Source organism: Ruminococcus sp. RTP21484sp1_RTP21277st1_D2_RTP21277_210401 (assembly GCF_040924225.1).
Lineage (GTDB): Bacteria > Bacillota > Clostridia > Lachnospirales > Lachnospiraceae > Blautia_A > Blautia_A faecis.
The window spans coordinates 136,358-149,632 of the sequence record NZ_JBCOMJ010000005.1 but is presented as its reverse complement, the minus strand read 5'-3'; the positions used below and the strand labels follow the sequence as shown (position 1 = coordinate 149,632).

Here is a 13,275-nt window from a genome sequence, read left to right as displayed (position 1 = left end):
CCTCTTAATTGCCAATAGTAAACAAGCTCTCTATTACATCCTTTTTCTCAAACTGATTGTTATATTCCAGAATATTGTAATCCGTCATCAGTTTTTTGTAATCGTCCGGAAGCGCATCATTGGCATACCAGTTTCCATCTTTGTCGCAAACAGCACCAACTCCGATGATTGGAAGCTGCTCTTTCAGATTCATAAGGAACTGGTTGTAGCCTGGCATTTCAAGACCAGCCAGCTGAAGCATATAGCTTCCCAGATAATTAGCACTGAAATCTTCCTCTACTGTCTCAGATGGATAATTTGTCCAGATCACATAGGGAGTTGTATAGGACTGCTGGCTTTCAACAAGTCCCAGGCTCTGCCTGTTGCCGCCTAAAAGTTTCGCCATAAATTCTTCTTCAATCTTAGGCCAGTGATCCCCAAACATAACAATCATGGTAGGCTCATCTACTTTTTCAAAGTACTCCAGCAATTCCTTAAATGCTGAATCAGACTCTCTTGCCAACGATAAATACGTTTCAGCCAGAGGATACTCTGTATCATATCCAAGCTTTACAGTAGGTTCAAATCCAGCTCTGTCTTCTACTGTATAACCGCCATGATTCTGCATGGTTACACAGAATGTAAATAATTTTTCATCCGCATCCTTCTCTTCATAAAGGCTGATGATCTTTTCAAATGTTGCTTTGTCACTTACATAATTTCGAAGAAGCTCTCTGTGTTCCTCTCCCCAGTTCTCCAGGCTGATAAATTCATCAAATCCCATGCATGGATAAACAGAGGCCCGGTTCCAGTTATGAGCCTTGTTGGGATGCATGGCAATTGTGTAATATCCCTGGGATTTCAGGATATCTGCCAGACCATACTCCGGATCCCGCACATAAAGCTGATAAGGAACACTTCCGGATGGCAAAAAGCTCATACTGTTTCCTGTAAGAGCCTCATATTCAGAGCGTGCAGTTCCGGCTCCGAATGTAGGTACATGAAGCTGTCCATGTTTTACATTTTTGTTAAGGCTTCTTATGTATGGCAAAATTTCTACATTTGACTTTATTTCACCTACATTTTCAAAATCTGTAAGACTTTCATTCATGATCAGGATAATATTTTTCGGTGTTACTGTTTCAGAAGTATCTGCAGCTGTATTATCAACACTTTCTTCAGACTCACTCTTGTCTGTCTCTGAAACAATATTTTCCCCATCTTCAATTTCCTGTGCCAGTTCTACGGTTTTTCCAACAGAATAGCCTTCTGGCTGCTCGATATAAAAATACCTGATTTCCTTAACAAGAGAGGAAATGTAGCCCTGTTCTTTATAAATACGGTTAATCTGCCATAAAGTAACAGCGTCAAGCTTCTGGAGGATAGGTCTTATGGTAAAACATAATGTAATCACGATCACAGCCAGTACACCAAACCGGGCAGCTGTATTCTTTCTGCTCTTTTTTCCAAGCTCCAGTTTCTGGAATTTCAGTACAAACTCACCAAATACCAGGGCATAGATCAGTGGAATTCCAAGCATCAGTTTGATTTTGAAGCTATATTCTCCAACAACTTCTGCTGCCGTTCCCATTCCTACAATGTCAAGAAGCTGGAATGGTTCTCCACGAAATTCCATTACATAATAGTTTACCATTGCAAGGATTATAAAAAGGTAACACAACGCAGAAGAAGCAATATTGATTTTCCTGAATAAAATAATAAGTATTATAAAAAATATTGCATAAATAATAAGATTCAGTCTCAAATAAGGCTGCTCCATCAGTAGCGACATCTTGACCAGGCCTTTAAATGTTGACACTGCTTTATTCTTATATCCTGACACCCAGGTGACCATCTGGACAAGCATAAATACAATTCCAGGAGTTACCAGCAGCAATATGACATCTGCTATTCTCAAAAAAGTGGTATTTTTTATTGCACTGCAGATTTTCTCTCCCCAGAACAGAAGAACAAGAAACAAGATATTTCCTGTAACAATTAGTAATATTTTAATGATTGTTCCTTTATATATACGATTTTCTTCGTTAATAAAAGTATATACCAACAATCCATCTATAAGCAGAAGCAAAGCAATGTTCAGAATGATTCCCAGTATCTTTTTCCATCTGTCATTCTTCGCTCTGCCCATATTCAAATCTGTATTTTCTTTCGTATTTTTCACAACAAACCTCTTTAACTTACACCGTCAGCGAAATCTCGCGTCCGGTTCTCTTGTATTGATAATAGCGTACACCGGCGGAGTCCAGCATTCTCTTGGAAGCAAGGACTGACGGAGTGCTTGCATATTTGTCACAATCATAGACCAGAGTCTTGATTCCTGCCTGGATGATTGCCTTGGCACACTCATTGCATGGAAAAAGAGTTACATACATTTTCGCTCCCTCAAGGCTTCCTCCACGGTAATTCAAAATCGCATTGAGCTCGCTATGGGTCACATACAGATATTTGGTATCCAGAGGCTCTCCCTCTCTTGCCCAAGGAAATTCATCATCTGAACAGCCTTTTGGGAAACCATTATATCCCATGGAAAGAATTTTATTATCATCGCTGACAATACACGCTCCTACCTGTGAATTGGGATCCTTGGAGCGCATGCCGGAAAGCATGGCAACTCCCATGAAATATTCGTCCCAGGTAAGGTAACCTTCTCTTTTGTGGTTCAGATCTGATGCAGCACTTACAGGCGCGATCTGTATATTCCCGGTGTTTTTCTGATTTGTGTTCTCCATAGAAGAGCTCTCCTTCCTATTCCGTCTCGATCTGAGCAATTCGGCGGATATGTCTCTCATCTCCTGAAAATGGTGTATTCAGGAAAGTATCCACAATCTTAACTGCAAGTCCAGGTCCAACTACACGGCCTCCAAGCGCAAGGATGTTTGCGTCATTGTGAAGTCTGGTTGCTTCAGCAGTAAAGCAGTCTGTACATACTGCTGCACGAATTCCCTTAATTTTGTTTGCAGTGATAGAAATACCAATACCTGTTCCGCATACAAGGATTCCAAGCTCACACTCTCCGTCCAGAATCCCATGTGCAACTTTCTTTGCATAGATCGGATAGTCTGTGGACTCTGTGCTGTAGCAGCCGTAATCCTTATACTCAATATTCTTTTCTTCCAGATATTTGATAATCTCCTGTTTCAGTTCAAATCCGCCATGATCACTACCTAATGCTACTCTCATTGTTCTTCTCTCCTTATATTGATTATTTTGTGACCGGCTGCTTTTAGAAGCCGGTTCATAATTGCCTGTCCCATTTTTGGGGTATAAAAAGCTTCGGAATAAATTTTGCTTACCTGGCACTGATCGAATTCACGCAGCACCTCATAAAGGTTATGAGCAATGGTTTCCTCTGCCTCTCTGCTTCCAATACACTTCACAGTTCCACAGGGATATCTGGAAATAGTCTCTTCTGTGGCAATAATCCCCGCCTGAAGTCCATTTGCCTGATCTTCCTTTACAAACTGATTAATGGCATTTATTACTTCTTCTGTGGGGCCCTCCACAATTGCAAGATCTGCTTTCGGTGCATAATGCCGATATTTCATTCCCGGCGCCTTGGGATGAACTTTACTATCAGGCTTTATAAGACCTTTGTCCATTCTCACATCACCAAGAACCTCCTGGAGCATTTCCAGTGAAATATAACCGGGTCTTAAAACCACCGGCACGTCCTCGGTAAAATCTACAATCGTTGACTCCAGGCCAATTCCCACAGGACCTCCATCAATGATCATCTCAATGGCATCCCCTAAGTCCTCCTCAACATGCTGTGCTGTAGTCGGGCTTGGCCGTCCGGAAGTATTTGCACTTGGCGCTGCCACGTATCCCCCTGCCTGCAAAATAAGCTCCGCTGCAATGGGATCACTTGGAAAACGCACAGCTACACTGTTGAGACCACCAGTTGTCTCCAATGGAACCAAGTCTGATTTCTCAAAAATCATAGTCAGGGGACCAGGCCAGAATTTCTCTGCCAGTATCTTCGCCTTCTCCGGTACTTCCTTTACAATTGGAACCAGCGCATTTAAATCTGCAATATGAACGATCAACGGGTTATCCGAAGGACGTCCCTTGGCTGCATATATCTTCTTCGAAGCCATAGGATCCAGTGCATTTCCTCCAAGACCGTAAACAGTTTCTGTAGGGAATGCCACCAGTCCTCCCTGTTTCAATATCTCTCCGCCTCTGGCAAGTGCCGCATGGTCGATAGCATCTGCCGTCATAGCTACAATTTCTGCTTTCATTTTAGTCCAGCTTTCTATTAATTTTTCAGTATTCTTTAATATAACACCAGTTTAAAAACCTTGTCAATCCACCTTAACAATATAAGTGCCGGAATCTTCATCCATAAATACAATTTCTCCAAGTGACTGAAGAAGTGCATTATTCAGGCTGTCCTCATATTTCTCTCTTTCTTTAGAGCCCACAAAGATATAGGAAACACCATATTCCGTAAGAAGAGCTCTTACCTGGGTCTCATCCTGTGAAGTATAAATACTCATAATATCTGCCTGTTTCCGGTTCAGATCATCTGTATCATTCCTCCAGAGCCATTCGTGTACATACCAGCCAAGAATTGTTGGAAGACCTGTAGCTGCAGAAACACGCTCATAACCGCTGTAGCTGTCACCGTTTGCCTCCAGCACTACCGGAGCCCCTTTAATATTCTCCTTTAGCCATTGGATTGCAGACACATCCTCTGAAAAATCCGTATCCAGATAGCCCAGAGCATAAAGCCCCTGATAGCCTGACGGATTCAAAACCTTTCCAAACCAGGAATCCACACTTTTTCCAAAATATCCTACCGTCCAGATCAGGAAAAACAGACAGATTCCGGAAATGATCTTAAATACTTTCTGTCTGCTAACAGCCAGAAGTCTGTAAATTCCATATCCCATAGTCAGTGCAAACATAATATATGCCTGATAAGTAAGCTTGAACATAGTGTTTGCCCTGGCATTTCCATTTTCATAAATATCACGCACGTAAACAAATTCCGGGATTACCACCAGACCAATAGCGCAAAGTCCCATAATAATGGCAAAAAGATCTGCCGTGCGGATAGCTTTCATAAGACGGTACAGGCTCTTGTGCTCCATCCCCCGCAGCTTTTCCCAGAGAATAGAAATTACAAATGTAATGGTAAGAACTGCCGGAAGTCCCCAGAGAACCAGCAGCTGGTAGAAATAGGAATGGTACTTGGCAATTCCTATTCCATCCACCATAGTGTCAAACTGTAAGGTAAATGGCAGGATCACAAGATAGGCAAGCAGATAGATTTCTGCCATTTGTGCAAAAGTTACAACCATGATTTTCTTTATTTTTCCCTGGAAACGGATAATATTGGCAAAAAGCACCGTTCCAAGAGTTACTACATAATAAATTACAAAATCCCAGAAATTTGTCCACTGAAACATTCCGAGAAGCGCACTGATTACCAGAAGATGAGTCATAAGAAGCTGCTCTTTCCAGAATTTTCCATCTTTCATGGAAGTCTCAACCGGTACTGTTTTCTTGCGCACACCCCTTAGCCATACATAAAGAAATGCTATTACAAGAAGTACAAACATAATATTTACCACATGAGCATGAAGATCTCCCAGTACAAAAGAATAGCAGGGAAATTCATGTATCGTCCGGTCTTCCTCACGATATGGATTATATCCTATATAGCGGGTAGCATCCGGAAACCAGTAACTGCTCACTTCCTTACCTGTCAGCTTCTCAATCAGGGGAATGATCTGCGCATAAATTACGTAATGCATATTTCCTGCAATGGAAACAGCTGTACCAGCTGTAAATCCAGCTGCAAAAGGAAGTCCTTTTATTACTTTTTCGCTTTTTTGCTGTCCCTTCATACGGTCTGACATCATCTGGTAAACAAGGGAAAATGGCATTGCAAAAGCCAGTCCGGCTACAAAAGTACGCATAAGATTGTAAGTCAGTTCCACCTTTGTATGGGAAAGCTTGGTAAGAAAAACAGCAAAATACTGACCGCCATAATAATAATTAATATGTCCTTCTGAATACCACAGATCTCTTGCCGGAAGTGTGGTGCTTCTCATCATAGCTTCCATAAAACCATAATCCATGAACTTCTCGGTTCCATATGCAGCAGGGCGGAATCCTGCCAGATATGTCCACATAAGAAATGCAAGGAAAAACAATAATTCTTCCCAGTAAATCAGAGAAATCCTGTCAACTGGAAAACATTCTGTCTTTTCTTTTGATTCCTTTCGAAGAAGGAAAAAACAGATAACTGCGCATAGGATTGTTACAGCAGCACAAGTCAGGGCATTAAAAGGGATTAGTCTGATAGCTGTCAGAAACCAGGTAAGAAAACCTGTTGCAGCAATCGCCAGTACCTTAGAAAAAATCCATCCTTTGTCCTCAAAACGCCAGAACAGTCTTCCTGTAACAGGCATTGCAGCAAATCCCATCACTCCCGCCAGAAGCCACCAAGTCCAGAAAGTCCACACATCACCTTTCAGTAAAAATGCAGATAGGCCAAGCAGCACCACCGCCAGCAGAAGTTTAATTATTGTTTGTGTACTGATTTTTTTCTTATTCTTTTGTTCCATAAATTCTTATTCTCCCGTCATCTGACTGATACACCAGAGGATATGTATCCGCAATCACATCTTCGCGGCATTCTTTCTCCTCAAATTTCATACCTTCCTCAAAAAGGATATATGTAATTTGTTCTTCCTCAACTGTTTTCTTTAGTACCTGTGCGCTGGCTGTTGTATAGATTTCTACTGCCCTGGCAGCCCTGTAATAAGTGTCATAGCCTGCGGACCATGCATAATAAGGCCATCCCAGATACATCATAACCCCTGACATAGTGACTTCATTTATACTGTATTCCGGTGTCAAAATCAGATCGTCTTTTTTCAGATTTTCTGCAAGCCAGCTGGTCAGTCCACTGTTCAGGTTCACAGAAACCCGATGTCCCGAATCATTATCTTTTAGGATTACTGCAAAATCATAAATTCCTGTTATGGTCAGACTAAGTGCCAGAATCAAACTCAAAATTTTCCCAACAGCACCTTTCCAATGGAACAATCTGCTTACAGCTCCACCCCAGAAAACAGCAAGGAATGCATAAGATATTATAATATATTTATGATTCACGTTTATATCTGGTGTAAGAGACGCCACAAATGCAAAGATTGTTGGGAAAAGTATACTCACTGCAACTGCTCTTTCCATTTTTTTCAGAAAAAACAGCAGTACTAAAACGCCAAGGAAAACAATGCCGCTTATTTCAAATAAATATACAGCTATGCCTGGAAGTGATTTCTTTTCTGCCAGAAATCCAAAATATACAGAAGGTGATACAACACTTCCCCATACAAACATTTTAGATTGAATTTCCGAGAACACAACTGTCACGATTGCCAGAATCAGATAGTCAAGTTTTCCATCAGAAAAAAAGGCAAATCCCATAAGAATCAGAAGACATGCAATTACAGCAGCTCCATTCCAAAATGAACACAGACCCAATAGCATTCCGGCAAAAAGAGCTGTATCAGGTTTCTTAAACATCCATGCTTTTTTTGTAAGAAATCTGTTCTTCAGCCACAATATTCCCTTATCTTTCTCTGCACAGCTTTCTTCCACCCAGTCCAGGAAAATCCATAATACCAGCGCAGCCATCAAAAGACCAAATCCCAAGTGCCGCTGATTCAAATATACATTAAAATTCCAAAGTCCCCAGTTCTCATTGGGGGTATATCCAATAAAAGCAGTATTCCCGGCCAGAGTCTCCCACAAATCACCAGCCTGTAAATGTTCATATGCAAATCTGAAAAAAGCAGTTCCACTTCGAAATACAACAAACAAAACAGAAAGCACTCCGGCACTCATACTGCCAAAGAACCTTTTCGCCATAGAATACAGCATGATAAAGAAGCACCAGAGTGACAGACTGCTTACGGCATTGTACGCTATATCAATTCTCATTCCAAGATATTCCAGGTTTCCTGTCAGAAACTGAAACATAAAATGGTATTTTACATCTTCACCACCAAAATGAGGATACTGCGTGGGGAAATTATTTCCCAGCGAAAATGATCTCATCATCGCTGTATGAGGGGCATAATCTCCAAATACAGTAAATCCGGAATACAAATATCCGTCACTAACATGAAATACAAATACCATGATCCAGGTAATTCCCGCCAGTAAAATCAATAAGAACACGATTTCTTTCGCTGGAGGAACCTCGCCGGAAAGTCTTTTAATAAATTTCCCAAAAGAACCTTTTCTTCTATAACAGCACAAGAGCAAAAATATCCCCACAGCTGCCATCACCATCAGATTTGCTCCAAAGAGGGGGTTCTCCGCTTCAGAGTACACGCTTAGCAGCCATGCTGCTATATAGACAGCCCAGGTCATAAGCAGCACACCACTTCCAAATGACGCTGCAAAAGTCACCCACAAGGGCGTGATTCCTTTTTCTCTCATTCTTTGTTCCGGCAAAAAATTATGGGTAATTTCCCTACCCAATAATGCTGCCAGAATCAGATAAACACATCCTAACATGGTATTTTCCCTCGCTTATTTTTTCCAGTCCAGTATAGCAGAATCCACAGCTTCTGAAAAGTGTATAGTTTTTGATAAACTGAAATGTTTTTTCATTAACAGAGGATTCTCATTGTTCATTATTTTTTATGTATTCTTCCACACCGTCAGCCACTGCTGCCGCTACTTTTTCCTGATAATCATCCTGTAACAGTTTTCCGGCTTCTTCCGGGTTCGTAAGGAATCCACACTCCACAATATTCAATATCCCCGGGCTTCGTTTCAAAAGATAATAAGTAGTATTTCCTTTCGCCTGCCTTGGCCGCTCCACCTCAAGATAATCATTCAGTTTCTCCTGAATTATTTCCGCCAGTTCTTCTCCCTTAACAGAGTCCCGATAATAGAAAACCTGAGGACCCTTCACCCCAGAATCTTCGTAACTGTTCTGATGGATACTTACTGCAAGTACAGGCTTTACTTCCTGAATAAGAAAAATCCTTTTTTGCATATCCTGTACTTTCTTATTATTAGAGTCTTCATCGTATAATCCCACGTCTGTTTCCCTGGTCATAACCACCTGAAAATCTTTCTTTTCCAATGCACTTTTCACTTTCAGGCCAATGGCAAGATTTACATCCTTCTCCTTCAGACCGTCTATCCCGATCATACCTGGATCCATTCCTCCATGACCACAATCCACCACAATTACCTGCTTCTGATTCATCTCTACCGATACTGCTGCCGCCTCGCGGGAAAGATAATAAAAGCATATCAGCAAAAGACATCCCATAATCAGCTCCACTATATGCTTTTTCAATATAAAACACCCCCTGGCATATAATATATAATGTTATCGTTAAACTTTCGTCTTTTGTCGCTGTTCACGACCTTCACATTATTTATATGTCTCAGAGAGTGTTTTTATCATTCGTGTATTAGAGCATGTTTGAAAAAGGCGTAACTGTTCAGTACCCTCACAGCAATATGCTTCGCAAAATAGTACCTGTTTTAATTAGACGCAGACAGATTATCTGTGATCACCTGCCAGATACTGCTATTCTCAAATCCCAATTTCCATGCTGCCACACCGGCAAGATTATATTTCTGTACCAGCTGTACCTTCGCTGCAATAGACTGAGAATCCTCAATCCAGATCTGGTAAGTGCATCCATCCTTCTCAAAGCTTCCATAATTCTGACTTACATCGCTGTCCCAGTATACCTGGGCATTATTTGTATTTACTACTTCCTGGGCAGTATCCATGCCAATTGCCTCACTGGATAAGCTGCCAGCTTCTGTTTTCCATAATCTTGTGTAAAATGGAACTGCATTGATCACACGCTGCGCCGGAACTTCAGCGATAGTATCCTGAATTCCCTTCTCTACCCATGGAAGAGACGCTACTGAGCCCGCTTCCTCGGATCCAACGTAGTGCTCGTCATATCCCATAATAATGACATAATCTACTACCTTGCCCTGTTCAGCCCTGTCATAATGACTGGTGAAATCCTCTGGAACCGGATTGTCTACGGAAAGAACAAGATTGTTCTTATGGCATTCTATAGAAAGCTCCCGGAGGAACTCCAGGAAATGAACGCCCACGTCCTCACTAAGCTGCTCGAAATCCACATTAATTCCATCAATTCCAGCTCCAACAGCTGCATTCACCAACTGTGAAACCAGATTCTGTCTGGAACTTGTTCTGGACAATACCTCATAAGTACTGATGTCCTGCGTAAAATTGTCCACAAGTCCCCATACCTTCAGCCCTTTTTCATGGGCAAGAGATACATAATCAGCTGTAGCATTGTTGATAATATTACCATTGTTGTCAGTTACATAGAACCAGGTTGGTGAAATTACATTCACTCCGGTCATATTCTGAATAGCCTCTGAAAGTCCTGCATTGGCATCTGTGGACATTACCTGATGCCATACCAGATTCACTGGCTGGTCCATGGTAAGATAAGTATAAGATTCCCCAACTGCTTCTCTGTCCATATTCAGATTCTGAACATCACTTACACTGCTCTTCTCTATATATCCGATATAACCGTCCCATGTGGCTACCTGATCCCAGTTCTCCAGTTCTTCCATAAGGATCAGATTATCTCCTTTGTTTACCCTGGACAGTACTTCTGATTTGATTCCTCCACGGTAGCGCACATATGTATCCTTAGTTGCTGTGACAACTGATACGCCTGAAAAATCCTTCTGAATCGCTATACGGTTTGGCTGCTGGTACACATAAGTATCCAGATCTGTATATCTCTTTATAAAATCAAGGCTCAGATAAGCGGTTCCGTCCTTCAGCCATACATCACCGCCCGCCTCAGCGGAAGCAGGTGTATAAATCAGCTCCGACGGAGTAGCGTACAGAATCTGCTGACCTTCTTCATCCCAGTAATATCTCTGGTTCAGATAACTATCCACCACATCTACAGGAAGATATGGCTGTTCGCCAGACATAACTGCCTTCTGCTCCAGAATCTGGGTACCTACTATAATTACGGCTTCTGAATCGTCTGTCTGTCCATAATATTCAGTCAAATCCATCTGTTTCCTGGTAGGAATGCGGCGCATGATCAGGGTTGTAACAATTCCGATCAGGGTAACTGCTGCGATCAGCATGCATACCACTACTACAGGATTAATTCTTCTCTTCATAAAATATTTATCCTCTCAGTGAACGTCTAATTGATATCTGCTGCGGACTTTTCCACAATTGATTATCATTATAACATATTTTTTTTCAGGATTGTATTACATAATTCGACTTTTTACAATTTGTTTACATTATTGAATGTTGGTATCTAGTACATCGAAAATTAAGTATCTGCTATATTGACGTAGGATGATTTTCTCATATGCAAGGCGGAGGAAGGAGGCGTAGCGGTGGCTACGGCGACTGACGACAACGCAGCAGATGAAAAATCAGACAAGTCAATATGGCAATTACTTAATATTCGATGTACTAGAATCATTCCTGCAATCAGCAGCACCGGAAATTTCTTCCTGCCAAAGCATGAGTAGGGGGAAACTGCTGGTCTTGAAGAAATTCCGGTATGTACTGAATATTCATGGCTTACAACTGCTGATCATCGATTACAAAATCGAAATCCACACGGGCTATATGCCCATTCTCGTCCTCTGTATAATCCCGCATATATCCTCCGCCATCTGCAATCTGACAGGCTTTTGCAATGGCTCTGGCATCACTGGGCAGCCCTTCCAGATAAAGAGCAATTCCCAGTTCTTCATACTGATTCAGCTCACCCTCCAGCGATCTGCAGGATTCTTCCTTTCCTGATCGTGATATACGCTTCGTGTCCTAACCTCCTTTCCTCCTTTATGGATTCAGAAAACACCTGAATCATTTTGCAGAAAAAAGAGACGGAATGTGAGCTCATTTCATCTTCAGGGAATGCAAACACCGCCCCAGCTGATACGCTGCATGATAAATCGACGCTGTTTTTAGAAAAAATAGATGTTAATGTTAATATTTAATACGAATCTGTGTTATCTCTGTTCTCAATTGCTTGTGAGTCACAGATCCATTTCTTTTTTCTTGTTCCCCATTATACGGATTCATTTTCCATTATGCAATAGATTTTGACCAGTTTATTCTTTTTTTCCATTCTGTTTCGAAAAATTTAATAAGTTGCAACTGAAATTTGCAAACTGAAATTACCTGTTTTTTTCCTATTGCACTTTTGAAACATATATTATACAATGAGGAATCAAGATAGCTGATTGTTACTGTTCACTGGTAGTGTTCCGCAAGGTATTTTTGTGAATATAGTTCACAGAAAACCTGGGGAACCCGGCGCGAAATCATGCGAATGTATGATTTCTGTGCATCGCGAAGTGTGTTGTTATTCGCGAAGTGAGCATTAACAACTGATTATGGTAATCTTTTAATAATAAACACTATTTCCAAGAACAGGATGTGATCATATGAAAATAGAAAAAATCAGTGACAATCAAATCCGCTGTACTCTTACAAAGGAAGATCTGGACAGCCACCAGATCCGTATCAGCGAGCTTGCCTACGGCACAGATAAAGCCAAGAAGCTTTTCCGTGAAATGATGCAGCAGGCTCAGATTGAATTTGGCTTTGAAGCTGATAACATCCCGCTGATGATCGAGGCAATTCCCGTAAACGGTGAAAGTGTCATTCTGATTGTCACCAAGGTAGAGGATCCCGAAGAACTTGACACTCGTTTCTCCAAATTTTCACCATATAAAAAAACCAAGCAAGATACCCTTCATTTCGATGGTGCTGATAATATCATCGATATCTTCCAGAAATTATATGAGGAGACACAGAAAGCAGCCTCTCAGGGAGCTTCTTCCAGTAACAAGGAGGTCAAAGAATCTGGAGCTTCCAGGACTTCCAGAAGTACGGAAGCTTCTGAATCTGTTTCCAATACCCGGAAAGTTTCGGTAAACCTGATACGGCTCTATACTTTCCATACTCTGGATGATGTCATTGCTGCCGCACATGGACTGGATGGCTTCTATAAAGGCATCAATACCCTTTACAAGGATGAGAATTCCCTTTACCAGCTGATTGTACATCAATCCTCCTGCACAGCAGAAGAATTCAATAAAGTATGCAATATTCTTTCTGAATACGGCAGCGGACGCGCTTTTACTGCTGCCGGAGAGGCTCATTTAAAGGAACATGGTGAGCTTATTTCCCGCAAAGCCTTGCAGCAGCTTGCAAAAATCTGAAATAAAAAGAATCCT

Annotated in this window: 9 protein-coding genes; 1 reads left to right on the top strand and 8 read right to left on the bottom strand. The window is 41.4% G+C overall.

Going from position 1 to position 13,275, the window contains the following annotated elements; genetic code table 11:
• Positions 1 to 4: 4 nt before the first annotated feature.
• The 8 genes from AB5706_RS05785 to AB5706_RS05750 form a co-directional block, all read right to left on the bottom strand.
• Entirely contained in the window at positions 5 to 2,161 is a 2,157-nt protein-coding gene (locus AB5706_RS05785) for an LTA synthase family protein (protein WP_148463162.1), read from the bottom strand.
• A gap of 16 nt (positions 2,162 to 2,177) precedes the next feature.
• Positions 2,178 to 2,663: a deoxycytidylate deaminase gene (locus AB5706_RS05780; RefSeq protein WP_118581740.1), complete on the bottom strand. Its 486-nt coding sequence runs from the start codon at positions 2,661 to 2,663 to the stop codon at positions 2,178 to 2,180.
• Positions 2,664 to 2,745: 82 nt separating this feature from the next.
• The gene (gene rpiB, locus AB5706_RS05775; RefSeq protein ID WP_118581537.1) at positions 2,746 to 3,180 is read right to left on the bottom strand and encodes a ribose 5-phosphate isomerase B; all 435 of its coding nucleotides are present in this window, start codon (positions 3,178 to 3,180) and stop codon (positions 2,746 to 2,748) included.
• A complete protein-coding gene (locus AB5706_RS05770; protein WP_148463160.1) occupies positions 3,177 to 4,241 on the bottom strand; it encodes an L-threonylcarbamoyladenylate synthase in 1,065 nt (354 codons plus the stop codon). The genes rpiB and AB5706_RS05770 overlap by 4 nt, the downstream gene beginning before the upstream one ends.
• 63 nt (positions 4,242 to 4,304) lie before the next feature.
• On the bottom strand, positions 4,305 to 6,578 hold the full coding sequence (locus tag AB5706_RS05765; protein WP_148463159.1) for a DUF2298 domain-containing protein: 2,274 nt from the start codon (positions 6,576 to 6,578) through the stop codon (positions 4,305 to 4,307).
• Entirely contained in the window at positions 6,562 to 8,544 is a 1,983-nt protein-coding gene (locus AB5706_RS05760) for a hypothetical protein (RefSeq protein ID WP_148463158.1), read from the bottom strand. Before AB5706_RS05760 ends, AB5706_RS05765 begins: the two co-directional genes overlap by 17 nt.
• Before the next feature lie 109 nt (positions 8,545 to 8,653).
• Entirely contained in the window at positions 8,654 to 9,340 is a 687-nt protein-coding gene (locus AB5706_RS05755; RefSeq protein WP_226815392.1) for an N-acetylmuramoyl-L-alanine amidase, read from the bottom strand.
• 191 nt (positions 9,341 to 9,531) lie between these two features.
• Positions 9,532 to 11,190: a glycosyl hydrolase family 18 protein gene (locus AB5706_RS05750; protein WP_173718844.1), complete on the bottom strand. Its 1,659-nt coding sequence runs from the start codon at positions 11,188 to 11,190 to the stop codon at positions 9,532 to 9,534.
• A 1,290-nt stretch (positions 11,191 to 12,480) separates the two neighbouring features.
• Here AB5706_RS05750 and AB5706_RS05745 point away from each other — a divergent pair.
• Positions 12,481 to 13,260 carry an adaptor protein MecA gene (locus AB5706_RS05745; RefSeq protein WP_148463156.1) on the top strand — a complete coding sequence of 260 codons (780 nt, stop codon included), beginning with the start codon at positions 12,481 to 12,483 and terminating at the stop codon, positions 13,258 to 13,260.
• The last annotated feature ends 15 nt before the right edge of the window (positions 13,261 to 13,275 follow it).

What these genes read in the sequence shown, in the direction of transcription:
- AB5706_RS05745 (WP_148463156.1), top strand. Translation starts at nt 12,481, where the DNA reads ATGAAAATAGAAAAAATCAGTGACAATCAAATCCGCTGTACTCTTACA.
- AB5706_RS05770 (WP_148463160.1), bottom strand. Translation starts at nt 4,241, where the DNA reads ATGAAAGCAGAAATTGTAGCTATGACGGCAGATGCTATCGACCATGCG.
- rpiB (WP_118581537.1), bottom strand. Translation starts at nt 3,180, where the DNA reads ATGAGAGTAGCATTAGGTAGTGATCATGGCGGATTTGAACTGAAACAG.
- AB5706_RS05750 (WP_173718844.1), bottom strand. Translation starts at nt 11,190, where the DNA reads ATGAAGAGAAGAATTAATCCTGTAGTAGTGGTATGCATGCTGATCGCA.
- AB5706_RS05765 (WP_148463159.1), bottom strand. Translation starts at nt 6,578, where the DNA reads ATGGAACAAAAGAATAAGAAAAAAATCAGTACACAAACAATAATTAAA.
- AB5706_RS05760 (WP_148463158.1), bottom strand. Translation starts at nt 8,544, where the DNA reads ATGTTAGGATGTGTTTATCTGATTCTGGCAGCATTATTGGGTAGGGAA.